The 25,546-nt window shown below is 36.7% G+C and carries 21 protein-coding genes and 1 riboswitch; all 21 genes read left to right on the top strand.

What is annotated here, in order from left to right; all coding sequences use genetic code 11:
• The first annotated feature begins 156 nt into the window (after positions 1-156).
• Positions 157-459, top strand: a complete 303-nt coding sequence (locus tag JOD07_RS08775) for a hypothetical protein (RefSeq protein ID WP_204613560.1) — start codon at positions 157-159, stop codon at positions 457-459.
• 20 nt (positions 460-479) lie between these two features.
• Positions 480-2,600 carry a BglG family transcription antiterminator gene (locus JOD07_RS08770; RefSeq protein ID WP_204613558.1) on the top strand — a complete coding sequence of 707 codons (2,121 nt, stop codon included), beginning with the start codon at positions 480-482 and terminating at the stop codon, positions 2,598-2,600.
• A gap of 11 nt (positions 2,601-2,611) precedes the next feature.
• On the top strand, positions 2,612-3,088 hold the full coding sequence (locus JOD07_RS08765; RefSeq protein WP_158741469.1) for a PTS mannitol transporter subunit IIA: 477 nt from the start codon (positions 2,612-2,614) through the stop codon (positions 3,086-3,088).
• 12 nt (positions 3,089-3,100) lie between these two features.
• Positions 3,101-4,036 carry a 1-phosphofructokinase gene (gene pfkB / locus JOD07_RS08760; RefSeq protein ID WP_158741468.1) on the top strand — a complete coding sequence of 312 codons (936 nt, stop codon included), beginning with the start codon at positions 3,101-3,103 and terminating at the stop codon, positions 4,034-4,036.
• Positions 4,037-4,094: 58 nt separating this feature from the next.
• Entirely contained in the window at positions 4,095-4,367 is a 273-nt protein-coding gene (locus tag JOD07_RS08755) for an HPr family phosphocarrier protein (RefSeq protein ID WP_158741467.1), read from the top strand.
• Between the two features lie 11 nt (positions 4,368-4,378).
• Positions 4,379-6,103 carry a phosphoenolpyruvate--protein phosphotransferase gene (gene ptsP, locus JOD07_RS08750; RefSeq protein ID WP_204613556.1) on the top strand — a complete coding sequence of 575 codons (1,725 nt, stop codon included), beginning with the start codon at positions 4,379-4,381 and terminating at the stop codon, positions 6,101-6,103.
• Between the two features lie 146 nt (positions 6,104-6,249).
• Positions 6,250-6,801: a flavodoxin domain-containing protein gene (locus JOD07_RS08745; protein ID WP_158741827.1), complete on the top strand. Its 552-nt coding sequence runs from the start codon at positions 6,250-6,252 to the stop codon at positions 6,799-6,801.
• Positions 6,802-6,891: 90 nt separating this feature from the next.
• Positions 6,892-11,133 (top strand): DUF6240 domain-containing protein, encoded by a 4,242-nt coding sequence (locus tag JOD07_RS08740; RefSeq protein ID WP_204613554.1) that lies wholly within the window; start codon positions 6,892-6,894, stop codon positions 11,131-11,133.
• Between the two features lie 9 nt (positions 11,134-11,142).
• On the top strand, positions 11,143-11,310 hold the full coding sequence (locus tag JOD07_RS08735; protein WP_158741829.1) for a hypothetical protein: 168 nt from the start codon (positions 11,143-11,145) through the stop codon (positions 11,308-11,310).
• Between the two features lie 9 nt (positions 11,311-11,319).
• Positions 11,320-12,771: a flagellin N-terminal helical domain-containing protein gene (locus JOD07_RS15670; RefSeq protein ID WP_158741830.1), complete on the top strand. Its 1,452-nt coding sequence runs from the start codon at positions 11,320-11,322 to the stop codon at positions 12,769-12,771.
• An 11-nt stretch (positions 12,772-12,782) separates the two neighbouring features.
• Positions 12,783-13,247, top strand: a complete 465-nt coding sequence (locus JOD07_RS08725) for a flagellar export chaperone FliS (protein ID WP_204613552.1) — start codon at positions 12,783-12,785, stop codon at positions 13,245-13,247.
• Positions 13,248-13,415: 168 nt separating this feature from the next.
• Positions 13,416-16,949 (top strand): pyruvate:ferredoxin (flavodoxin) oxidoreductase, encoded by a 3,534-nt coding sequence (gene nifJ / locus JOD07_RS08720; protein WP_204613550.1) that lies wholly within the window; start codon positions 13,416-13,418, stop codon positions 16,947-16,949.
• Between the two features lie 132 nt (positions 16,950-17,081).
• Positions 17,082-17,351 (top strand): DUF2508 family protein, encoded by a 270-nt coding sequence (locus JOD07_RS08715; protein WP_204613548.1) that lies wholly within the window; start codon positions 17,082-17,084, stop codon positions 17,349-17,351.
• A 51-nt stretch (positions 17,352-17,402) separates the two neighbouring features.
• A complete protein-coding gene (locus JOD07_RS08710; protein WP_158741835.1) occupies positions 17,403-17,663 on the top strand; it encodes a pro-sigmaK processing inhibitor BofA family protein in 261 nt (86 codons plus the stop codon).
• A gap of 140 nt (positions 17,664-17,803) precedes the next feature.
• Positions 17,804-19,240 (top strand): glycogen synthase GlgA, encoded by a 1,437-nt coding sequence (gene glgA, locus JOD07_RS08705; RefSeq protein WP_158741836.1) that lies wholly within the window; start codon positions 17,804-17,806, stop codon positions 19,238-19,240.
• Between the two features lie 90 nt (positions 19,241-19,330).
• Positions 19,331-20,410 (top strand): YkvI family membrane protein, encoded by a 1,080-nt coding sequence (locus JOD07_RS08700; protein WP_243144657.1) that lies wholly within the window; start codon positions 19,331-19,333, stop codon positions 20,408-20,410.
• A 70-nt stretch (positions 20,411-20,480) separates the two neighbouring features.
• Entirely contained in the window at positions 20,481-21,680 is a 1,200-nt protein-coding gene (locus JOD07_RS08695; protein WP_158741837.1) for a DUF5711 family protein, read from the top strand.
• 14 nt (positions 21,681-21,694) lie between these two features.
• Entirely contained in the window at positions 21,695-22,387 is a 693-nt protein-coding gene (locus JOD07_RS08690; RefSeq protein ID WP_158741838.1) for a CvpA family protein, read from the top strand.
• 101 nt (positions 22,388-22,488) lie between these two features.
• A riboswitch (SAM riboswitch) is annotated at positions 22,489-22,592 on the top strand.
• 106 nt (positions 22,593-22,698) lie between these two features.
• Positions 22,699-23,709 carry a methionine ABC transporter ATP-binding protein gene (locus tag JOD07_RS08685; RefSeq protein ID WP_201800621.1) on the top strand — a complete coding sequence of 337 codons (1,011 nt, stop codon included), beginning with the start codon at positions 22,699-22,701 and terminating at the stop codon, positions 23,707-23,709.
• Positions 23,706-24,371, top strand: a complete 666-nt coding sequence (locus tag JOD07_RS08680) for a methionine ABC transporter permease (RefSeq protein WP_204613546.1) — start codon at positions 23,706-23,708, stop codon at positions 24,369-24,371. The genes JOD07_RS08685 and JOD07_RS08680 overlap by 4 nt, the downstream gene beginning before the upstream one ends.
• 39 nt (positions 24,372-24,410) lie before the next feature.
• A complete protein-coding gene (locus JOD07_RS08675; protein WP_158741840.1) occupies positions 24,411-25,202 on the top strand; it encodes a MetQ/NlpA family ABC transporter substrate-binding protein in 792 nt (263 codons plus the stop codon).
• Positions 25,203-25,546: the final 344 nt, after the last annotated feature.

Here is a 25,546-nt window from a genome sequence, read left to right as displayed (position 1 = left end):
TTTATGTAATGATGTCACTTTCTCTAGTGACATAATAACGCATCTTTAACTTGTTATTTTCAGTATAAAACGGCTATACTTGAATTAAAGAAACAGTCAATTTTAGCGAGGATACGTCGATGGTCAGTAAAAGAAAAGTTGAGAGGAAGTATATTTATGTTAACTGAATGGACTGGGCAAAAAAACGTTAAGCAAATTATTGTTGCATGTGATGCAGGAATAGCATCCAGTGTAATAGGAGCAACGATATTAAGGAATAAGCTTAAAAAAGCAGGTCTGGATATTAGTGTTGTTCATACACCTATAGAACAGATTCCGGCAGATGCCCAGATCATTATTAGTCATGAAAAATTCACACCACAAGCCAGGAACATGGCACCCAACGCTGAACATATTTCCATAAAAAACTTTATCAATGATCCCCAATATGATCTTTTGGTAAATCGTTTGAAAGGTTAAAACCTTAGGAGGCGTTTTAAATGTATATCAGTCCCCGAGTAAGTAAAATCATTCGTATATTATGTGAAAAATCCAATTATATTACGATTGAATCCATTGCCAGGCAGTTGGAGGTAAGTTCAAGGACCATATTGCGAGAACTTGACGATGTGGAGCAATGGCTTAAAGTCAATGGGTATAAATTAGACAAGAAAAAAGGGACTGGTATCCGGCTGAAAGTTGATGAAAAACAGAAGAAACATATCTTGGAAATTCTTGAAAGCCAAAAAGTAGAGAAAGTATTTTTGGCAGAAGAACGGCAACCCCTTATATTAAGTGAATTATTGCTGAACGCAAAAATCATAAAGATGTATTACTTTGCTCATATCTTTGACATTACAGAGGGCACAGTAAGAAGCGATTTGGAGAAAGTCGAAGAGTGGTTAGAGAAATTCAGCCTTCGGATTGTCAAAAAAAGAGGGCTGGGAATCTATGTTGAAGGTGAAGAAAAAGATATTCGCCGGGCCTGTAAAGCTTTAATTTATGAATATATAGATGAATCTTATATATTAAACTTCATTAGAAGCAACATACGGCAGACCGTTAAAGTTATGGATCATACAGAGCCTACGATACAAGATAAAATTCTGGGATTTATGGATCTTAATACGATTAAATGGTTGGATGAATTGATTACAGAGATCCAAAAGCAACTAGGTTACCAATTGGCAGACGATGCATACTGTGCATTGCTTGTGCATATGGCAATCGCAATCAGAAGAATAAAAAACCACGGAAAGATTACGTTCGAGTATAAAATACTGCAACAGATCAAAGCAACAAAGGAATTCAAAATCGTTTCAGAGCTTGTTCATTCTTTAGGAAGCAAATTGAGTATAGAATTTTCAGAGCCTGAAATTATTGATATAACCATGCATGTAAAAGGCTGCGGAGGCAAAGACACACTATTTGGCACTGAAAGTTCTATGATAGAAGATTTTAAATTAATTAAAATGGCCAAAGAAATGATTCGTATTGCCGAAATTGGCCTGGGCTATTATTTAGAACAGAATGAAAAGCTTCTTGTTGGGCTTGTACGACATTTGGGACCGGCAATCAACAGGATGAAAATGAATTTAGACATCAGAAATCCATTGTTGCAAGAAATAAAAAAATCATATCCCCAGCTTTTTAAAGTTGCAGGGGAATGTGCGAAAGTAATGGAAAAGTATGAAGCCATCCATGTACCTGAAGAAGAAATCGCATACATTGCAATGCACTTTGGAGCTGCAATGGAGCATAGAAAAAAAGAACGCAGTGCTATACACCATCGTATAGTTGTTGCCTGTTCCAGTGGAATTGGGGCATCAAGGATGTTATCCAGCAGGATAGAAAAGGAATTTCCTTATATTCATATAGTGGATTGCATTTCTACCCTGAATATTGACAGTGAGATGCTTAAAAGCAGAGATGTTGAGCTTATCGTATCTACAGTACCCATTCCCCAATGCAGTTTACCCGTTGTTGTGGTTAACCCGCTTTTTAATGAGAAGAACAAAGAAGAACTGGAAAAGTTTTTGGCAAACCGGCAAGAAAATCAAAATGGAACATATTTTAAGCAAAAAACCATGTCCCTGAAAGAAAAACTTGAAATTCTCAATATCTATAACAGAAAAATCATACAAGTATTAGATCATTTTCGACTTTTACGGGATGTAAGCATTAAAAATGTAGATGAAGCCATCGCATTTGTTACAAGTCAAGTGGTGGAAGGCGAACAGGCACGCAAAATGCTCATAGATGATCTGATCCATCGTGAAAAACAAGGCTCAACTTTATTAGAACAGAAAGAGATTATGCTTCTTCACTGCCTGAGTGCTGCAGTGGATTCCTTATATTTTTGGATTATACGTCCCAATAATATTTTTTATATTAAGGATCTAGATGGTAATAATAAACCTGTAGCCATTATATCTGTTATGCTGGCGCCGAAAAAAACAGAACAAGAGGGTCTTGATGTTTTAAGTGAAATCACAAAAGAATTAATGGAAAACTCAAGATTTACTTATCTAATCAGGGAAAAATTAGAACACGAGATTTATGGCGAACTAAGTGAAATCCTGGAGCGATTTTATTTGCAAAAGAGTTTAAATATTAATTAAGGGGGGGTTTTATGGAATTATCTGCTGACGAACCTATACAGAATGGAGCTGAATGTCTTAAACTTCCTGTACTTAAAATGAACAATATAAAGCTAGGGCTGCCTTCTGTAGGCAAGAAAGATGCAATTAAAATGGCAGGAAGAGTTTTAGCGGATAGCGGATATGTAACAGAAAATTACATCGATGCGATGCTTCAAAGAGAAGAAGATTTATCGACCTATATCGGCAATGGAGTAGCTATCCCCCATGGAGTTGGAGAAGCAAAGAAAGAAATAAAGCAAACAGGCATTTCCATTTTACAGTTCCCAGAGGGAGTAGATTTTGGAACTGAAAAAGCTTATTTAGTTGTTGGCCTTGCAGGAACTGACGATGAGCATTTAAGCATTTTGTCAAATCTCGCAGCCATTATAGAAGACGAGAAGATCGTAGAGCAGATGAAAAATACAGCTGATGCAGAATTCGTTTATAAGGTACTTACACGACAATGAGGAGTGAAATCTATGATTGTAACCGTTACATTAAATCCTGCATTAGACAAAACCATTCAGATAGATACTTTTCGCATTTCTGAAGTGAACAGAGTGTTATCTGTCAGAGAAGATGCAGGGGGCAAAGGCATCAATGTATCCAAGCTTATACATAGTCTAGGCGGAGAGACAATCGCTGTCGGTGCAGTGGCCGGTGCAGTGGGAGACTTTATTGAAAAACAATTGGATGAACTGGGTACACCTCATGATTTTGTGCATACAGAAGGCAATACAAGAACCAATACAAAAATAGTAGATATTTCTTTAAAAACGTATACGGATATCAATGAACCAGGCACTCCGCTTTCCCAAGAAGCACTGGACCAGATAGAAGAAAAAATCTTTAAATATGCAACGGAAGATGGGGTTGTAGTTTTTTCGGGCAGTATACCTAGTAACGTTGGGAAAGATATATATGGGCGCTGGATTAAAAAAGTGAAGGCAAAAGGTATAAAGACCATTTTGGATGCAGATGGAGAACTGCTTAAAAAAGGCATTGAAGCTGGACCATATCTCATCAAACCTAATATCCATGAGCTGGAAATGCTTTATAACAAAAAATTTGAAACCAGGGAAGAAGCCATACGATTCGCTAAGAATTTGTTGGATTATGACATAGAAATTATTGCATTGTCTATGGGAGGCCATGGATGCGCTTTTATTACAAAGGATAAAATATATTTTGCAAAAGCAATACCTGTAGAGGTAAAAAGCACGGTAGGAGCTGGAGACTCAATGGTTGCAGCCCTTGCCTACGCCATTCAAAAAAATGCATCCCTTAAAGAAGCTATCAAACTGGCGGTGGCAGCAGCTACAGCCAGTATTACGAATGAAGGAACCCAGATGGGTACAAAAGATCAGATTGAGTTCTGGAAAGATCGAGTAGAATTTGAACTTCTGGTTTTATAACCTTTTAGATTATTGTAAATACTACAAAAGCATTAAAAAAAATAAAGGAGGATTTAATATGAAGCAAGTAGAAGTAACATTGATGAATGAGGAAGGTTTACATGCAAGACCTGCAAGTATTTTTGCAAAAACTGCTTTTAAATTCAAATCAGACATTAAAGTATACAAGAATGGAAATAAGGATAAAGAGTATAACCCTAAAAGCATTTTATCCGTACTGAGCATGGGTGCAGCCAAAGGAGATACATTATTGATTACAGCAGAGGGAGAAGATGAGGATTTAGCTGTAGAAGAACTTAAAAAGCTTGTAGAAAGCAAATTTGGCGAATAAGGGGGATACGGATGGACTTTCTTAAGGGAGTTGGAGTATCACCCGGAATTGCTATAGGCAGAGTATTTCTAAAAGAAGATATTGCCATTGAGATTAAAAACGAAACAATACAGAATCCAGAAGAGGAAATAAAAAGATTTAAAGATGCCATAGAAAAAAGTAAACAGCAATTACAGGAGCTGTACGAATACGCTTTAAAAAAAGTAGGAAAACATGAAGCGCAGGTTTTTGCTGCCCATACCATGATTTTAGAAGATGAAGAACTGATTGAAAAAGTAAATGAGAAAATTCGTACAGAATTCAAAAATGTCGAATGGGCATTAAAAGAAGTTACGGATGAATTTATTAAACTTTTTGAAGAAATGGATAACGAATATCTAAAAGAAAGAGCATTGGATATCAGAGATGTTACGCTAAGAATGCTAAGGAATTTATCAGGCATTGAGGATCATAGCCTTGTACTTCTTAAAGAACCGGCTGTGGTTGTAGCAAAGGATTTAACACCTTCTGATACAGCACAGATGGATAAAGATAAAGTGATTGGCTTTATTACAGAAGAAGGCGGCAAGACTTCTCACTCTGCCATTATAGCCAGATCTTTAGAAATTCCAGCCGTTGCAGGCCTTAGTGGCATCACTTCGCAAGTAAAGCATGGGGATATGGTTGCTTTTGACGGTTCAGAAGGAAAAGTCTATATTCATCCTGATGAAAAAACAATAAAGCATTTCAAAGAAAAGAAAGAAAGATATGAACAGCGCATTCAGCTGTTTGAACAGTTAAAGAACAGTGAAGCCATTACAAAAGACAACATTCGACTGGAAGTTGCTTGCAATATCGGAAGTCCGGCTGATGTTGATCGTGTGATAGAAAAAAATGCAGATGGCATAGGACTGTTTAGATCAGAATTCTTATACATGAACAGAAATGATTTCCCATCAGAAGAAGAACAGTTTGATGCTTACAAGACGGTTGCTCAGAAAATGAAAGAAAAACCTGTGGTCATCAGAACTTTTGACATTGGTGGGGACAAAGAGTTAAGTTATCTAGACTTTCCAAAAGAAATGAATCCTTTCTTAGGCTGCCGTGCCATTAGATTTTGTCTTGAACGCATCGATTTATTTAAGACACAGTTAAGGGCTATTTTAAGAGCCAGTGCATTTGGAAATATTAAAATGATGTTTCCTATGATATCAATATTTGATGAATTGGTTCAGGCAAAACAGATTTTAGAGGAAGTGAAAGAGTCTCTCCGAAATGAAGGTATTGCATTCAATGAAAAAATGGAAGTAGGCATGATGATGGAAACTCCTTCTGCTGCCTTACTCGCAGATTTATTTGCAAAACATGTTGACTTCTTTAGTATTGGAACCAATGACCTCATACAGTATACCCTTGCTGTAGACCGTTTAAATCCCCATGTATCCCATTTATACAGTCCATACAACCCATCCGTATTAAGAAGCATTAAAAATATTATTGATGCAGCCCATAAAGAAAATGTTTGGGTTGGTATGTGTGGTGAAGCAGCATCCGATCCTAAATTGGTACCTGTATTAATAGGTATGGGTCTGGATGAATTTAGCATGAATCCTGCTTCAGTTCTGGAAGTAAAATGGATGATCAGGCAGCATTCCAGGGAAGAAATGAAGGCTGTTGCAGAACAAGTATTGAAGTTTGCAACAGCGGATGAAATAGAAAGATTTTTAGAGAGCAATGACAACATCCATTTATTTTAATTTTGAATCATACATGCTAAAGAAAAGCATATGCTATAAGCTATGCTTTTCTTTTATTCAAAAAATTGTTAAAATAGCTTATAACACTAAAACCGGCAGCAGAGGAATGTAATATTATTTAATATTTTACATTGAGGGGGATGAACATGAGTAAAGCGGTTGTGCTATACAAATCAAAATATGGCAGTACAAAGAAATATGCAGAATGGATTGCCAATGCATTAAACTGTGACCTGTATGAATGTTCTAAGATTAAACCTGAAAGCTTATTATCCTACGATACCATAGTTTTCGGGGGAGGATTATATGCCAGCGGTATTAATGGTGTTTCCCTTATTACTAAAAATTTTCAGCGCATAAAAGATAAACAGATCATTGTTTTTACTGTAGGCTTATCCTCAACGGATGAAAAAGAAAAATTTAAGCCTATCTTAGAAAAAAATTTTACCCAAGAAATCCTAAACAAGATCAAGATCTTTCATCTTCGGGGAGGCATTGATTATAAAAAACTTAACTTTATCCATAAGATTATGATGAGTATGCTAAAGTCCATAATATCCAGGAAAAAGCCAGAGGAAATGACGGATGAGGACAGAGGAGTGTTAGAGACTTTTGGAAGCAAAGTGGACTTTACGGATCAAAAGACCATTGAGCCCATCATTTCATATATTCAAACCCTTGGTAATGCATCTGCATAAGCAGATGTTTTTTCTTGCCTTTTTCTTAACCTAAATATTTTTAAGCAATCAGCCGAAATGTAAAGTAGTAAATAAGCAGGAGAGGATGCTATGATCAATTCAATACAGGCCAGAGATTTAGTGATTAGACAAAATGACATAGATGTTAGTACCTCTATATCGCTGGATTGGAAGCAGGGAGATATCTTAGAAGGAAAGATTATTTCCAGCGAAGAAAATGCTGCGGTAATAGAAGTAGAAGGCAATCGTCTGCAGGTAAAAGTTAGCCAAAAGCTGGGCGAAGCAGGAGATACACTTAAACTTGAGATAGAAAGTATTTCCGAGGGGGAAATTCGCCTAAAGCCATTAGAAGAGGAAGCAGTACGTCCAATCAGGCAGTATGACAGAATAAAGTCTATACTAAGAAAAGAATCCATTCCCATATCGGATCAAAATATAGAAATTGCCCAGAAGATGATAGAAAACGGCATCACAGTGGAAAAAGAAACTTTCGAGCAAGTGATTCAGGCAAAAAAGCAAATCGATCAACTGATCAACACCATGACCAAGGAAGAAGCCAAAGAGCTTCTTGAAAGTCCTTACGATGTTGAGAAAATATCCCTTGATGTGATCACCCGATTTCTGTCAAAAAGTGCAAAAACTAAACAGAAAGTTTCAGATAAAGAAATAGAAGAAGAATTAAAAAAGCATATCGATCACGAAGAAGAAAATATCAAAAAAGCAGTCAAAGCATTACTTGAAAACGATTTGCCTGTTACTAAGAAAAATATAGATTCTCTGATCTTAGTACAAGAGAAAATAGAAGCTGTAAAAGCAATGGATGACCAGGCCATTGCACAATTTGTTAAAAGAGATTTACCGGCAACTCTTAATAATTTGTACACATCCATTTTTTCATCAGGAAAAGCAGAATCAGCAGCAAAGCCCAAATCTCCTTATGAAGATGCGGGAATTTATCCTGAGCCTATGGATTATGAATTCACCAGAGAAGAAATCATATCTCTTTTAAAAAGCCAGAAGATTCCCGCTGAGGATGAATATATAGAAGCTGCAAAAATCCTGATAAAAAATCATATAGAAGTGGATCCGGAAAGAGTGCAGACCATTGTTACATTAAAAGAGCAAATCAATAAGATCAACGATGAAGAAGTGCTGGATCAAAGTACAAGGCTCTTAAAAGAGAATAAAAATCCGGGAACCATTGAACTGACAGAGCAAATTCGTTCCGTAGAAAATCCTTTAACCTACGAAGAAATTCATCAAATTGTTCAAGATATAAAAGAAATAGATGACGAAACGATTAAAAAAGTCATCAGGGAAAATATCCCTATCAATATTAAGAACCTTAGAGAAGAAAAAGCTGCACAAGCTGAACAAAAAAATGAAGCAAAATCAGAAAAAGATGCTGTAGAAACTAGCCCCAGCTTTATTACAGCTAAAAGGCAGATAGAAGAAATACGTTTAAAAATGACTCTGGAAGCAGCCATCAAGCTCAATCAAAAAATTCAAATTGATACGGCGCCTCTGCAAGAGGTGGTTGAAGAGCTCAAAGCTTTAGAAAAAGAATATTACGGTGATTGTCTTAAAAAAGCAGGGGCAGAGCCTTCAGAAGAAAATATAGAACAGATGGAAGCTCTCTATAAAAAGCTGGAAGTTGTCAAAGACTTGGATGAAAGAGTACTTCCAAAGGTGATCAAAAAAGAGATTAACTTTATTATTGATGATTTGTACAAAGAACAAATAAGCGGAGAAATAATCGAGCCCTTTAAAGCTGAAGCAGCAGTATCTGCCTATGAAGAAATGCAGACCAGACCAGAGCAAAGATTTGGAGATACCATCAGAAAAGTTGAAGGGCAAATAGAGGATTTGCTTCGGGCTCAAGAAATAGAGCCGACCAAAGAAAACATAAGATGTGCAAGAATATTGATTCAAAATAATATAGATGTCACAGAGGAAAACATCCTTCAACTAAAACTTCTGGATGAAAAAGTAACCTATGTTGGGGCCAACCTTCATCCTGCTATTGCAGCAGAGATGATCAAAGAGGGCTTTAGGCCGGATCAAATTCCCATAGATGAGGTTATAGAGTACATCAACCATTTTGAAGAGCTGTTGGGTTCTGATGTCCGGGATAAACTCAGTGAGTTCATATTGGAATTGGACCAAGAAAAAGTCCTGACAGAGGAAGAAAGAGAAGGTATGATCGCAATATACCGTATGCTTCATACCATTGAAAAAACCAATGGCAAAGTCATAGGCTGGCTGATGAAAAACAATATGAATTTTACGCTAAATAACCTTATGGAAGGGGCAAAATATCTTGCCAGAACCGGAGGGAAAAGGCAAGATATGGATGTGTCTATCGATGATGCATTTGGAGTTGTAAAAGAGCTCAATTTCCCTGAAAAAAGCATTAAAGCTCAGCTGGAAAAAGCCTTTGGCGAAAAAGAAATCACTAAAAACCAGGAATTATTAAGCTCTAAAGTCCTGGAGGATTTATATAAGGACCAGATATCAGAAGAATTATCAGATAGCGAAGAAATGGCGCTAAAGGGTAACAACAAAGAAAATAATCAAGAAATCGAAATCCATTCAAAAGATCATGCAAACCAGGAAGAACCAATAAAGCTTGCACTAAAAGAAGCAAACCTTAAGCCAACAAGAGAAAACATTCTTTATGCAAAAATTTTAAGACAAAACAACATGGAAGTGACCAGGGACAATATCACAATGCTGGAAAAAATGGCTGTGCAGATTTCCTCTGGTCAGGAAAACCCTCAACTCAATTCTGAGGAAGGAATAAGAACCTTACAGGAAATCATTAATGATATAAAGGAAACTGAAGGATTAAGAAAAGACCTGTTAGGGCCAGAATTACAAGAAGCGCTGAATAAATTTACAGGGCAAATCGATCAAGCCGATTCATTAACAGCACAGCAAAGAGAAAACATTATAAAGATCTATCATGCCCTGGGTAATCTGGAGATGAGCAGTCAAAATCAAGAAGGTATAAATCCTAAGATTCTTAAGGATTTGTACAGAGAACAGATCTTAGAATTAATCTCCGATCAAAATGATGAACCCATAAACAATGATCCATCCATCAATCAGGAAGCCGGCTTGACAGAAAATGAAGAAGAGTCAATAAGGCTTGCGCTAAAAGAAGCAGGTATGGAACCTGTCAGGGAAAATATGCGTTATGCAAAAATTTTAAATCAAAATAATATAGCAGTGACGAACCAAAACATACAGGATTTAAAAGCCATCGATCATGAGATCAGCATTGCAAGACAAAATCTTGATTTAAGCGCCCCCAGCGAAACCATGAAAACTGAATACCTTGAAAGAATTATCAAAGATTTTGCTAAGCTTGCATCGCCCGATCAATTAAAAGGGTGGTTAAGCAGTCATCCTGATTTCTTAGAAGAAGACATAGAATCAATTTACAGAGAATATGTAAAAGAAGCATTGAATCATAAATCATTTGAACCAAAAAGCTTAGAAGACAGTACACCACTTACTTCATCTGTTAAAGATGAAGAGGTAAAGGAATTCCTGAATACTTTAGAAAGCCTTAAAAAAGTGAAACAAGCCACACTATTTTTCATGGAGAAAAATCAAATTCCAATGAACATTAAAAACTTGCAAATAGTATCTTCCATGTTTGAAAATCCCTTTGAATTTGGAGAGCACTTAGAAAAATTCAGCCATATTATCAGGGAAGCCAGAGGAGAAGAAGACATTCATACCATCATAAGAGAAGCCATAAATGACATGAAGGATGAAAAAGAAGTAGAAGAAGTCTTGGATGAAGTTAAAGAAAAAGTACAGGAAATCAAAGAAGAATTCCTTCACTCCTCCTCAGAACAAAAACAGAATGCATGGAAGACGGGTAACACTATTGAAAAAATCATGGATATTCAAAAGCAGATTCAAAAACAGGAGGGTTTTTACCAAATTCCTGTTGTCATCAATAATAAAATTACCAATATGAATATCTATGTCATGAAGGACAGAAAGCACGAGAAGCAATCACAAAAAGACGGCATCAGTGCATTTATATCCATGGGTACAGAACACATAGGTACCATCCGCATGTATATTCACATGGATGAGAAGAATGTCGACTTTAAAATAAGCGGTGAGTCAAAAGAAATCACCGATTATCTAAGATCCCATGAAAGCCTTTTAAGAAAATCCATCGAAGAAATTGGCTACAAGGTGGTAAAAGGACAAATACAAGAAGATGAGCCAAATGAAAATATGGAGAAGAATCCTTTGCTTATACCTTTAAAGAAACATTTGGATTCAGGATTCGAAATCATTATTTAGGAGAGGGCTATGGAGAAAAAAGAAGACAAAAAAATCCCGCCGGCACTATTAAAAGTAGCTTTTGAAATGGTTTCTTTTATTGACAGTATGGACAGGCAAAAAGCAAATGAAGAAAAAATGCTAAAGGATTTAAATAATAAGTCGATAATTAATGTAGAGAAAATAAATAAAAGGTAGGTGTTCTCATTGAAAATTAATCATAATATACCAGCTCTTAGAGCACTTCATCAATTAAACAAAACAAATACTGTGATGGACAAGACCATGGAGAGACTGTCTTCCGGTCTTAGAATCAACCGTGCTGCCGATGATGCGGCAGGGCTGGCTATTGCTCAAAAGATGGATACCCAGGTAAGAGGGTTAAAGCAAGCCAACAGAAATGCCATGGACGGTATTTCTCTTATTCAGACTGCAGAAGGGGCACTGAACGAAGTCCATGCTATGCTTCAAAGAATCAGAGAACTGGCGGTTCAGGTATCCAATGGAACCTATGATGCCACTGACAGAAAAGCCGTTCAGGATGAAGTAAAACAACTTCAGGATGAAATTCAAAGAATTTCTGATCATATCGAATTCAATGAAAGAAAATTATTAAATGGTGAAATCGACAGAAGAGCATTCCCGGATGATGAAACTGTGGCAACTATTATATCTTTAAGTGATACAGTACAGCCAGGAACTTACACACTTAATATTCAAAACGATGCTGCAAAAGCTATTGCGACTACTAACGGAGCAGTTAATTTTGGTTCATTCCCTATTACTGCTGTAAATGCAGGTACAATTAATATTAACGGGGAAGAAGTAAAGATTGAAGTGGGCGATACAGCAGATGAAGTATTTAATAAATTAAGAACTTTATGTGAAACAGTAGGGGTTAATATCACAGCCCATGTTTCATATGATGATACTACTAATCCACCAACCTATGGGGCTGCCACAAAGTTTGGCGATGGAATGTTCCTGAAACTGGAAGCTAAAGAATATGGCGCAGAATACTCAATCGATATTAATGCGACAAATAGTAAATTATTAGCAGCTTTAGGCCTTCAAACTGAAAAGGTATCTGGAGCAGATGCAGTAGCTACTATTAGTCCGGCTACAGGTGGTTTTTCAGCGACAGCAACGGTTGCGACAAAAGGGAATGTTGTTACGGTTACGGATATTGACGGCTTTGAGATGAAATTCGAAGCAAAACAGGGAGCAGCAGGACAGTCTGTGAATGTAAAAGTACTGGATGCTGGTCCGCTGGATTTACAAATTGGTGCCAACGAAGGACAATTCATGGAAATTCGTATCCAGAACTTATCTCCACAGGCACTGGGAATTGACAAGATTAACTTATCCACTGCCGATGGAGCACAAAAGGCAATCACTGTAGTAGATGAAGCGATTAATATGATTTCTTCCGTACGTTCTAAACTGGGGGCATATCAAAACCGCCTTGAACATACCGTAGCCAACCTGGATGTAGCTGCAGAAAACATGACAGCGTCCCTGTCCAGAATCCAGGATGCGGACATGGCAGAAGAAATGTCTGAATACACTCAAAAGAATGTGATCTCTCAAGCCGGAATGGCTATGCTTGCTCAGGCAAATCAAAGACCACAGCAGATTTTACAACTACTTCAAGGCTAAGGGGATAATCTATGATTGAAAACAGAACCGCACAGATTGTGAATGCTACACCGGGTCAGCTTATTGTGATCACCTATGAACTAATAATAGAAACCCTAGAAGAAGCGCAAAAACAACTTGCGGTAAAAGATGAGAAAAAATTCAAAAGGACTATTGATAAGGCTCAGAAATTATTAAGAGAATTAATGGAATCCTTAGATTTATCCTATAGTATCTCATTGGATTTAATGGGACTATATCTATATATTAATAAAATGATCATTAAAAGCTATATTACTTTAAAAGAAGAGCCCTTAGAAGAGGCGAAGAAACTTTTAAACACCCTTTTAATAGGCTGGAAAGAGGCCGTAGCTTCTGAAGAAGTAGCAGGTCCTGTTATTGAGAACGCACAGCAGATTTATGCTGGACTTACCTACGGAAAGGGTAGTTTAAACGAATCTATAATGGAAAATGCCAACAGAGGATTTAAAGCTTAAATCAAAACCGATAAGCCGAAAGGGTTTATCGGTTTTTTTCCGTCATTTTAGGCTAAAAAAATTAAAATACTATTCACTAATGTTAATTCTGTGCTATAATAAGAGTATGCAATATTTTGTATACCATTGTATGTAAAAATATTTTTTTCATCGTAAGGGGGAAATAAGATGTCAAAAATAATGAAGACAATGGATGGAAATACCGCAGCGGCTCATGTTGCTTATGCATTTACAGAAGTTGCTGGTATCTATCCGATCACACCATCATCAACCATGGCTGAACATGTGGATGAATGGGCTGCAAATGGCAAAAAGAATATTTTTGGACAAACAGTAAAAGTTGTTGAAATGCAATCCGAAGCAGGAGCAGCAGGAACTTTCCATGGTTCTTTGGCAGCGGGTGCGTTGACCACTACATTCACAGCATCTCAGGGATTATTGCTCATGATTCCTAATATGTACAAAGTAGCAGGGGAATTACTTCCTGGAGTAATCCATGTAAGTGCCCGTGCGGTAGCAAGCCATGCACTTTCCATCTTTGGAGATCATTCCGACGTTATGGCATGCCGCCAAACAGGATTTGCGCTTCTTGCATCTACAAATGTACAAGAAGTAATTGACTTAGGTTCTGTGGCACACTTAAGTGCTATTAAATCCAGAGTGCCATTCCTGCATTTCTTTGATGGATTCAGAACATCCCATGAAATTCAAAAAGTTGAAGTGATCGATTATGAAGATTACAAGAAATTAATCGATATGGATGCTGTAAAGCAATTCAGAAAGAATGCTTTAAATCCAGAACATCCTGTACTTCGTGGTACAGCTCAAAACCCAGATATCTTCTTCCAGGCTAGAGAAGCATGTAATCCGTTCTATGACAGAGTACCTGCTATCGTTGAAGAATACATGAATGAAATCAACAAAATCACAGGAAGAAATTATGGATTATTTAACTACTATGGAGCACCAGATGCAGACAGAGTAATTGTTGCTATGGGATCTGCAGTGGATGCGATCGAAGAAACAGTAGACTACTTAAACAGCAAAGGAGAAAAAGTAGGTCTTGTAAAAGTACGTCTTTATAGACCATTCTCCATTGAACATTTCTTAAAACAAATACCAGCAACTGTTAAGAAGATTGCTGTATTAGATAGAACAAAAGAACCAGGTGCTATTGGAGAACCATTATACCTTGATGTATGCTCTGCTTTCGTTGATAAAGCGGATCGTCCAGTGATCGTTGGCGGACGTTATGGATTAGGTTCTAAGGATACAACACCTGCACAAATTGTAGCAGTATTTGAAAACCTTAAAGCAGACGAACCAAAGAACCACTTTACAATCGGTATCGTAGATGACGTTACATTCAAATCTCTTCCAACAGGAGAAGAATTAGACGTAACAGGAAAAGATACAATCAGCTGCAAGTTCTGGGGACTTGGTTCCGACGGAACAGTAGGTGCAAACAAAAACTCTATCAAGATTATCGGAGACCATACAGACATGTATGCACAAGCATACTTTGAATATGACTCCAAGAAATCCGGTGGGGTTACTATTTCTCACCTTCGTTTCGGAAAAGAGCCAATCAGATCTACATACTTAATCAAAAAAGCAAACTTTGTTGCTTGCCATAACCCATCCTATGTAGATAAATACGATATGGTATCCGACTTAAAAGAAGGCGGAACATTCTTATTAAACTGCGGATGGGATCTTGAAGAGTTAGAACAAAAACTTCCTGCAAAAATGAAAAAGATTATTGCAGAAAGAAATATTAAATTATACACCATTGACGGGGTTACCATTGCTAAAGAAATCGGTCTTGGAAACCGTGTTAATACAGTTTTACAAGCAGCTTTCTTTAAACTTGCCAACATTATTCCAATTGAAGATGCTGTTAAATTCATGAAAGATGCTATTGTAGCTTCCTATGGCAAAAAAGGTGAAAACATCGTAAACATGAACTTTGCTGCTGTTGATCAGGGAATCGAAAAAGTTAAAGAAGTTAAAGTACCTGCTCATTGGGCACAAGCTAGTGCAGATGAAGAAGCAGCTGCAACCAAAGATGTACCTGAATTCATTAAGAATATCCTTGAACCAATGAACAGACAAGAAGGAAACAACCTTCCTGTTAGTGCTTTCGTAGGAAGAGAAGACGGTACATTCCCACAAGGTACTGCCAAATACGAAAAGAGAGGTATTGCAGTAGATGTACCAGAATGGCAAGTAGAAAATTGTATCCAATGTAACCAATGTTCTTATGTATGTCCTCATGCTGCAATTCGTCCATTCTTACTCAATGAAGAAGAAGTAAAGAATGCGCCTGAAGGATTCGTTACAAAGAAAGCAATTGGTAAAGGTTTAGAAAACTACGCGTACAAGATTCAAGTATCCACTTTAGACTGTACTGGATGCGGAAACTGTGCACAAGTATGTCCAGCTAAGAATAAAGCATTAGTTATGAAGCCTTTAGAAACACAAACCAAAGAAATCGAAAATTGGGAATATGCAATGACTCTTTCTAAGAAAGAAAACCCATTGGCTGTTGACACCGTAAAAGGAAGCCAATTCGAACAACCATTGCTTGAGTTCTCCGGTGCTTGTGCAGGATGTGGAGAAACTCCATATGCTAAACTTGTAACTCAATTATTCGGAGACAGAATGTACATTGCCAACGCTACAGGATGTTCTTCCATTTGGGCTGGCAGTGCACCATCCACCCCATACACAACCAATGAAAAAGGACATGGACCAGCTTGGGCAAACTCCTTATTCGAAGACAATGCAGAATATGGATTCGGTATGTATATCGCTGTAAAACAAATCAGAGAAAGATTAAAAGATATTGCAGTAGAAGCAATAGATTTAGATATTCCTGAAGAGATCAAAGCTGCTCTTAAAGATTGGGTAGACAATATGCTTAATGGAGATGCTTCTAAGAAAGCAACAGCAACATTGGTACCACTGTTGGAAGCATATGCTGGAGACAACGCAAGAGCAAAAGAAATCTTTGAAGAAATGCTTGAAAAGAAAGAATTCCTTGTTAAGAAATCTCAATGGATCTTCGGAGGAGACGGATGGGCTTATGATATCGGATTCGGCGGCTTAGACCATGTACTTGCTTCCGGAGAAGATGTAAACGTTCTTGTATTCGATACAGAAGTTTACTCCAACACCGGCGGACAATCTTCCAAAGCTACTCCAACAGGTTCCGTAGCTAAATTCGCAGCTTCCGGTAAACCAATCAGAAAGAAAGATCTTGGAAGAATGATGATGTCCTATGGATATGTATACGTAGCTCAAGTAGCTATGGGTGCAAACCAAAATCAACTGATCAAAGCATTAAAAGAAGCGGAAAGCTATCCAGGACCATCATTAATCATCGCTTATGCACCATGTATTAACCATGGTATCAAAGGCGGAATGGGCTGTGCTCAATTAGAAAGCAAGAAAGCTGTAGAAGCTGGATACTGGCATTTATACAGATACAACCCATTGCTTAAAGAAGAAGGCAAGAATCCATTTATCTTAGATTCTAAAGCACCAACAGCAGATTACAAAGAATACATCCTGGGAGAAGTAAGATACTCATCTCTTACCAGAACATTCCCAGAACTTGCTGAAAAATTGTTTGATCAGGCAGAAAAAGATGCAAAAGAAAGATTTGAAGCTTATCAAGCAATGGCAAAAACAGAATAATTGCTTATACTGTATCAAAAAAGCACCTATTTATATAAATAGGTGCTTTTTTATATGCCAAGCTATGAATAAACCCCAATATATCAGACTATACTTATAATAAGTAAAGAAAATCTTAAGGGGGCAAATAGTTTGAATTCGATTATTGAAATATCCAAAAAAGGTTTTTTTCCATTCAAATTTAAGACAAGACAGACATGCCATATTACAGAAGAAGACGAGCTTAAAGAAGAGCTGCTAAAAACCAAAAGGCAAATAGACCTGGTATTCAATGCTTTCGAAAATACGACGGAAAAAGATTTGATCGACAGCTGTATCTACGAAATGAAAGCACTCCAGACGAGATATAAATACTATCTCAATAAGATGAAAGAAAAAGAGAACGTGGCAGTTAAAAGTTAGAAGATCTTTATAAGCTTTATAGGGAATCATGTCAAAGCAAGGAGGATTTAAGTGACAAGTGATGATCTGTTAATATTTTTAATCATAGCAGGTTTGGTGATTCTTACCTTTATGGTTTTCACGAAACCTTTGAAGATCTTGCTAAGAACCCTGATCCAGGGTATAGGAGGAGTTTTAGGACTACTGGTTTTTAATTTCTTGCTATCTCCTTTTGGATGGTATGTAGGGATTAATTGGGCAACCATATTTGTTATTGCTGTACTTGGAATACCGGGGATGATACTTCTATACTTACTGAATATTTTTTTCTAAGAAGTCAGTACATATATTTTTTGATCTTTTTTTAAACATATTTGTTAATTTTTTGACGATTCTGTCGTCTTTTTTTCTATCCAGAATAATGGCAATATGATATAATAGTAAAAAAAGTATTACGTGGGGGGATGATTGAAATGAGTCAAAATGATCTAAAAATACTGTTCGTTTCTTCGGAAGCAATACCCTTTGCTAAGACCGGAGGACTTGGAGATGTAGCAGGAGCCCTTCCCTATGCTTTAAAAAAATTAGGTGCCGATGTAAGAGTAGCCATACCAAAATATAAATGTGTACTTCAGCAGTATTTAAATGACAGTGAGATTGTTGCGGAATTTCCCGTTTATTTGGAGTGGAGAAAGCAGTTTGCCCATATTTATGAATATGATTCTTCAGTGCCTGTTTATTTTATAGGAAATGACAATTATTTTGATAGGGATGGTTTATACGGTTATAATGACGATCACGAAAGATTTGCTTTTTTTTGTAAAGCGGTTTTGGACATGCTGCCAAGAATCGGATTTAAACCGGATATTATTCACTGCAATGATTGGCAGACAGGCCCTATTTGCTTGCTTTTAAAAGAAAGATACCATGAAGATCTTTATTATAGATCCATTTCAACACTCTATACCATTCATAATATACAGTATCAGGGGATCTTTGGAAGAGAAACGCTGGATTTGCTGGGTGTTTCAGATTGGTGTTTCCATTCAGAGGGGGTAGAGTTCTACGGGAATGTAAGTTATATGAAAGCTGGTTTAGTTTATTCTGATGCCATCAATACCGTAAGCAAAACATATGCAGAAGAGATCAAAACCAGTCAATACGGTTATGGACTGGATGGCGTCCTTCAAAAAAGAAGCAGTGTACTTTACGGCATTGTAAATGGAATTGATTATGAGGCTTTTAATCCCGAAACTGACAAGGCTCTCTATATCCCCTATTCTAAGGAAAGCTTGCATTTAAAAAAGGAAAATAAGTATAGGCTTCAAAAAGATCTGGGCCTTCCTCAAAGAGATGTTCCTATGATCGGCCTTATTTCCCGTTTGGTAGACCAGAAAGGATTAGACTTAATTGCAGAAAAAATGCACGATCTGATGCAGGAAGATATTCAATTTGTGGTTTTAGGCACAGGGCAACACCAATATGAAGAAATGTTTAAATACATGCAAGATACTTTCCCCGAGAAGGTAAGCGCCAATATCTTGTTTAATGTGGATTTGGCACAAAAAATCTATGGAGGCAGTGATTTGTTTTTGATGCCTTCTTTATTCGAACCCTGCGGTTTAGGACAACTTATTAGTCTTAGATATGGAACCATTCCTATAGTTCGAAAGACTGGAGGGCTGGCAGATACCATTCAATCGTTTAACGAAGAAACTTGTGAGGGTAATGGTTTTGTTTTCAATGATTATAATTCTGATGCAATGTTATGGGAAATCATAAGAGCTTTAAATGTATATTATAATAAAGACAAGTGGGAGCTTTTGGTTAAAAATGCTATGAATTCAGATTATTCCTGGGAAGACTCTGCTAAAAAATATATGGAATTATATAAAAGCATCAGCCATTAATAGAAGACTGTAAAAGTTCATACATAGTTTTTGAATGAAATGGGAACATCCCTCATATATTTGTACAAACAGATATATGGGGGATTTTTTGTGAAAAATAAAAGATCTAATGTAATAAAAATAGCCAGTGTATATACTGGAACTGTTTTAGGCGCAGGTTTTGCCTCAGGGCAGGAGATTATGCAGTTTTTTACTTCCTATGGTATTGAGGGCATTTATGGAGTGATTTTATCAGGAATTTTATTTGCTCTTATAGGATGGGCTGTCCTTGAAATGGTCTATGTTCAAAAAATTAAGGATTACCGAGGATTCATTTACCCTATTATGGGAGAGTTTTTAGGCAATATCATGGAGTGGGTCGTTTCTTTGTTTATGTTTACTACTTTTTGTGCAATGCTTGCAGGAACGGGGGCACTCCTTAGACAACAGTTTCAAATTCCTGTGCAAATAGGAATCTTAATCATGGCAGGCTTATGCCTTATTGTCTTTTTATATGATGTTGAAGGGGTTATCGTCATTAATACGATTTTAGCACCGTTACTTTTAATAGGAGGTATTCTTTTAGGGTTATACATAGTTTTATTTAGAGAAGCAGCAGTATTTTCTTCTCCTGTAGTGTCGGTATTTCATGCTCTTACGAGGAATTGGATCACTTCTTCTATTGTCTATGTATCCTATAATACCATTACTGCAGTTGTGATTCTCTGCAGCCTGCTTCCTATTATTCATTCCAGGAAACAAGCAAAAATGGGAGGCATTATAGGCGGTATAACTTTGGGATTTTTAGGACTTTGCATTGTTATGGCAACATTAATATACTATGACAGGGTGGAGGCTCTTGAAATACCAATGCTTGGGATTGTGCTTCATTACGGTTTTGCTATTCGGTATATCTATTTCTTTGTTTTAATCGCTGCCATATTCACAACGGCAGTTTCCAGCGGATATGGATTTGTCAACAGAGTGTCTGTGGAGTTTAATATTTCTTATAAGAGCATTCTGCCTGTTTTCATATTAACTTCTATTATAATTGCCCAGATTGGTTTCTCTAAAATGGTTGGACAAATTTATCCTTTATTTGGATATGTGGGGCTCTTTGAAGTCTTTATAATTCTCCTATATTTTATTGGCTGGAAATTGAATAGAGTTAATAAAAGATTTAGACAGTAAATAGAAACGTTGAAATCGAGGGAAAGATATAGTACCATATATTACAAATGAAAATATAGGGGGAAAAAAATTGAGCCGTATAGAAGCCTATAAGAATAAGAAAGATAAGAGAGCCCAAATTTTTTCTCTTATTCTACTCATGATTGCATCAGGGATTTTGATTTACTCGGAAGTTGCCGGCAAGGACCTGCATCTTTCCTTTTTTAATGGAAATGAACCCTCTCTTTATTTAGAAAAACAATGGGTAAAACGAGAGTTAAGTGATAGATATACCTTTAATGTTTATGGCAATGACTTAATACAGTGTGGTCCTGATGGCGTTAAACGAATTTCTCAAAATGGAGATGAAATCTGGAACCAAACTTTTTCTATGAATTTACCAAAACTGATTGTCAATGAACCATATCTTGCAGTAGGAGAAGATGGCGGGAAAAAGATTTATGTCTTAAATGATAAAGGATTAGTATATCAAGTCACGACACAAAATCCTATAGAGTATTTTTCAATTAATTCTAAAGGATATTTATCTGTGATTGGAGCAACAAAGGATGGGCACAGGATTAAAGTGTATGATGCCCAGGGTAAAGATTTAGGAATTGACAGAAATACTTTTATTGAAGATGCGGGTTATCCCCTTAGTGCTATCGTATCGGATAATGGATACCATATGCCTGTAAGTTATCTTAATCCAGATACAAAGGGGTTAAAGTCTAATTTAATTTTTTTGGACTTAGGAGAAAACGGCATACTGAAAGAAGATCTGATCGAATTTGCCATTGAAAAAGAGGATACGATTTTTCCTGGAATGTTTTATTTGCAAAATAATACTTTGGTTGTTTTAGGCGATGACCGAATCTTATGGATTGATGAAGATAACAATGTGAAAGAAGAGATCTTATCAAACCATATCAAGGCAATACCCTGGAATATAGAGAATAGAAGAAATTTATCCACTTATTTGGTTTTGGCCCTGGGGGAAGAATTTCCGGGCAAACAGGGAGAAAAATATGGGAGTGTTGTTTTTTATAGTACGGAAGGCAGCAAAAAACATGTGTTTGATCCGGAAGGAGATGTCACTTATTTATACGGTGATGATAATATGGTGATTGTAGGTGTCAACAGAACTTTTTATGGACTGGACCCAAAAGGAAAAGAAATTTTTAAATATACTGCATTAAAGGATGTGGATGAAATGATCCCATTAAAGAATGGGAATAAAGTTGCTTTAGTTTCTAAAGACTCTGTTGACCTAATGGAAATAAAACGATAATTTGGAGGCAAGCTATGAATGTAGCGGATATTTTAGTATTGGCTTTTTTTGTTGTAAATGGATGGATTGCTTATAAGAGGGGATTGGTACTTTCCCTTTTTAAATTAATATCTTCTATTGCTTCGATGATTCTATCATATACCCTTTATCCAATTGTAAGTGCCTATTTAAGAACTTCTACGTCCCTGTTCGATAAAATGAAAACTCAAATAGCTCCTACCATACTGGTGCCAGAGGGGACTAAAATAAATACCTTGGAGGGACAGGTTAATTTTATTAATGATCTGAATGTACCTAAATTTTTGAAGGGAGTTCTGGTTGAAAACAATAATTCAGAAATATACAGTATTTTTCAGGTGGACAGCTTAAAGGACTATATTGCAGGTTATATTGCCAACATATGCATTAATATCATTTCTATGGTTATAGTGTTTTTCGTAGTGAGTGTCGGCCTTAGGATTCTTATCGGGATCATGGATATTTTATCAAAACTACCAGTGATTAATTCAGTGAATCGTCTTTTTGGACTGATCTTCGGCTTTGCTTCAGGAGTGTTGAAAATCTGGGTGTTTTTTATTGTACTTTTTATATTTCAATCAAACCCAGCTTTCGAAAAGATATTTCTTTTACTGGAAAACAGTACATATGCAAAGTATTTATATGAATACAATTATCTGCTGAAATTCGTTGGAGGACTGTTTTTGTAAAATTTAAATAATAAGGATACCCAGGGAATGTTTAACTCTATTAAATTTTTTTATTGACAATGCCAGATGATACTGTTATACTATCTTCAACTTAATATTCGAGCTCATCAAGAGAGGTGGAGGGACTGGCCCAATGAAACCCGGCAACCCGCAAAATGCGAAGGTGCCAATTCCAGATGCAGAGGTTGTCTGCATAAGATGAGAGAGAGCATATAACCTCTTTCATTGAAAGAGGTTTTTTAATGCTCAAAAGCAGAAGTTACACATAGAAGTTACGTATCAGGCAACCGTTGGGGCAAAGGAGGAGCACCGTGATAGAAATAAAAGGCGTTTATAAAGAATTCAAGGGTAAGAGCAATAAAGTTGAAGCTTTAAAAAATATTAATATGCACATTGAGCAGGGAGATATTTTTGGGATTATTGGTTTAAGCGGAGCAGGAAAATCGACCCTTGTTCGTTGCATTAACCGTCTGGAAGAACCAACCAAGGGTGAAGTCTATATAAAAGGCAAGAATATAATGAGCCTGAACCCTGCGGAATTAAGAGAAATGCGAAAAAAAATAGGGATGATCTTTCAGCATTTTAATCTCCTTAATTCCCGAACTGTAGCTGAAAACATAGCTTATCCGATGGAAATTGCCAAGGTTCCAAAAGAAGACAGAGAAAAAAGGATCGATGAACTTCTTAAATTAGTTGAGTTAGAAGAAAAAAGAGACAGCTATCCATCACAGCTAAGCGGTGGACAAAAGCAAAGAGTAGGTATTGCAAGAGCCCTTGCCAATCATCCGGATGTATTACTCTGTGATGAAGCAACCTCTGCTCTGGACCCTAAAACAACCCAGTCTATCCTCAAACTGCTTAAAAAGATTAATGAAACTCTGGGATTAACCATCGTGATCATTACCCATGAGATGGAAGTTATTAAACAGATCTGTAGCAAGGTTGCTGTAATGGAGGCTGGAGAAGTTGTAGAAACTGGTCCGGTATCTAAGGTATTTGCTCATCCAACCCATCCTACAACAAAAAGCTTCGTTCAAAATATCAGTCACGATATACCTGAAGAATTGCTGGACAGAATAGATGAGAGAAGGAAATTATTCCGTCTGAGTTTTGAAGGAATTAAAACATCTCAACCGATCCTGTCAAAAATGATCAAAAAATGTGGAGTAGATGCCAATATTCTTCTTGGTGGCATTGACCATTTACAGCAAACATTTATTGGAAGCTTAATTATTGAGTTAATAGGAGACAAAGAAGAAATCAAGAACGCAGTTGCTTTTCTGGAAGAAAACGGCGTGGAATGTGAGGTGATCTCCCAATGATCTTTCAAAATCCTGACCAGGCTTTCTGGCTTTTACTAACAGAAACCGGGAATACACTCTATATGGTATTTGCAGCAACTTTGATTTCTACTATTATTGGGCTACCCTTAGGCGTAATACTTGTTATTACAGATCAGGGAGGAATCAAAGAAAGAATACAATTAAACCGTATCCTCGGTACAATTGTAAACATTGGAAGGTCCTTTCCTTTTGCTATTTTGATTGTTGCTCTGATTCCCTTTACCAGAATGATTGTTGGCACGAGTCTGGGAACGACAGCAACCATTGTTCCATTATCCATAGCAGCAGCACCTTTTGTGGCAAGAGTCGTTGAGAGTTCACTTAAAGAAGTAGATAAAGGAATTGTTGAAGCAGCCGTAGCCATGGGTTCAAGCACGTGGGAAATTATTACGAAGGTTCTTATACCGGAAGCAATGGCTTCCATAATTCTTGGTATTACGCTTACTGTAGTGAATCTCATAGGTTACAGTGCAATGGCAGGAACCGTAGGCGGGGGAGGCCTTGGCAGTGTGGCAATCCAATACGGATATTACAGATACGATGTTTCACTTATTATTGCCACAGTAATACTTCTTATCATTTTAGTTCAAATTCTTCAATGGATTGGCAACAGCATTGCGAAAGCAATGAATAAAAAATAGATCAATATAAAAAAATAAAACGTGAAGGAGAGATTAGGAATGAAAAAATTCATATCAATATTAACCTTAGCCTTATTTACCATAGCAATATTGGGAGGCTGCACAAAAGAAAGCAAAGTTCTTAAAGTATCTGCGACATCAGCGCCCCATGCACAGATGTTAGAACATATTAAAGATGATTTGGCGAAAAAAGGTGTTACATTAGAAATCCAGGTAATCGATGACTATAACATTCACAATCGTTCTCTCAATGAAAAAGAAGTGGATGCAAACTTTTTCCAACACATCCCATACTTAGAATCACAAATGGCAGAATTCGGATATGATTTAGAAGTCCTTGCAAAAGTTCATATCGAACCTATGGGAATTTATTCGGAAAAAATTGCTTCATTAGATGAATTAAAAGATGGCGCAGTAATCGCTATTCCTAATGACCCAAGTAACGAAGCAAGAGCTTTGGCACTTCTTCATAGAAATGGTATCATTGAATTAAATGATGTAAATAATCAATCAGCCACTGTATTGGATATTAAAAACAATCCAAAGAACCTGACATTCCAGGAGATGGAAGCTGCAGCACTTCCAATGGTTTTGCAAGATGTAGACTGTGCAGTTATTAATACAAACTTTGCGCTTCAAAAAGGATTATCTCCTACAGAAGATGCTATAGCAATTGAAGACGCTGATTCTCCTTATGTAAATGTCCTTGCAATAAGAAAAGGGGATGGGAACAGAGAAGACTTGAAGGCTTTAGCAGAAGCGCTTACCTCCGAAAAAATAAAGAAATTTATTGAAGACAACTATAACGGAGAAATTGTTCCTGTATTCTAATAATCTAAAGAAGTGCATCATAATGATGAGGGTTCCAGACCGAGTTTACCAGCTCGAGTTGGAACCTTCAATTCATTCTCTGCTTAAAAGTATTTCCGGCTTGATTTTTTTACTGCTATATGATATATTAATGAAACAACGAGGCAACAAAAAATATTTGAAAAAAGTTGTTGACAAACAAAATCATATTTGATATAATTTTTTTTGCTGTGACCGCGAAGTAATAAAAAGCGAGCAGCAGTTAACATCATCGATCTTTGAAAACTAAACAGCACACCAAATAAAACCCAATCAATTCCATTGATTGAAGGATAGAAAAAGCTAGCAAAAACTAGCAAGGATTA

It is taken from the genome of Defluviitalea raffinosedens (genome assembly GCF_016908775.1).
GTDB classification, from domain to species: Bacteria; Bacillota; Clostridia; order Lachnospirales; family Defluviitaleaceae; genus Defluviitalea; species Defluviitalea raffinosedens.
Note: the sequence above shows the minus strand (reverse complement) of the source record. Positions and strands in the feature narration are given on the sequence as shown.

Excerpts from the sequence above, each read along its gene's own strand:
- JOD07_RS08680 (WP_204613546.1), top strand. The coding sequence starts at position 23,706 with ATGATCTTTCAAAATCCTGACCAGGCTTTCTGGCTTTTACTAACAGAA.
- JOD07_RS08770 (WP_204613558.1), top strand. The coding sequence starts at position 480 with ATGTATATCAGTCCCCGAGTAAGTAAAATCATTCGTATATTATGTGAA.
- JOD07_RS08755 (WP_158741467.1), top strand. The coding sequence starts at position 4,095 with ATGAAGCAAGTAGAAGTAACATTGATGAATGAGGAAGGTTTACATGCA.
- JOD07_RS08745 (WP_158741827.1), top strand. The coding sequence starts at position 6,250 with ATGAGTAAAGCGGTTGTGCTATACAAATCAAAATATGGCAGTACAAAG.
- JOD07_RS08735 (WP_158741829.1), top strand. The coding sequence starts at position 11,143 with ATGGAGAAAAAAGAAGACAAAAAAATCCCGCCGGCACTATTAAAAGTA.
- ptsP (WP_204613556.1), top strand. The coding sequence starts at position 4,379 with ATGGACTTTCTTAAGGGAGTTGGAGTATCACCCGGAATTGCTATAGGC.
- nifJ (WP_204613550.1), top strand. The coding sequence starts at position 13,416 with ATGTCAAAAATAATGAAGACAATGGATGGAAATACCGCAGCGGCTCAT.
- JOD07_RS08725 (WP_204613552.1), top strand. The coding sequence starts at position 12,783 with ATGATTGAAAACAGAACCGCACAGATTGTGAATGCTACACCGGGTCAG.
- JOD07_RS08740 (WP_204613554.1), top strand. The coding sequence starts at position 6,892 with ATGATCAATTCAATACAGGCCAGAGATTTAGTGATTAGACAAAATGAC.
- JOD07_RS08775 (WP_204613560.1), top strand. The coding sequence starts at position 157 with ATGTTAACTGAATGGACTGGGCAAAAAAACGTTAAGCAAATTATTGTT.
- JOD07_RS08765 (WP_158741469.1), top strand. The coding sequence starts at position 2,612 with ATGGAATTATCTGCTGACGAACCTATACAGAATGGAGCTGAATGTCTT.
- pfkB (WP_158741468.1), top strand. The coding sequence starts at position 3,101 with ATGATTGTAACCGTTACATTAAATCCTGCATTAGACAAAACCATTCAG.
- JOD07_RS08675 (WP_158741840.1), top strand. The coding sequence starts at position 24,411 with ATGAAAAAATTCATATCAATATTAACCTTAGCCTTATTTACCATAGCA.
- glgA (WP_158741836.1), top strand. The coding sequence starts at position 17,804 with ATGAGTCAAAATGATCTAAAAATACTGTTCGTTTCTTCGGAAGCAATA.
- JOD07_RS08690 (WP_158741838.1), top strand. The coding sequence starts at position 21,695 with ATGAATGTAGCGGATATTTTAGTATTGGCTTTTTTTGTTGTAAATGGA.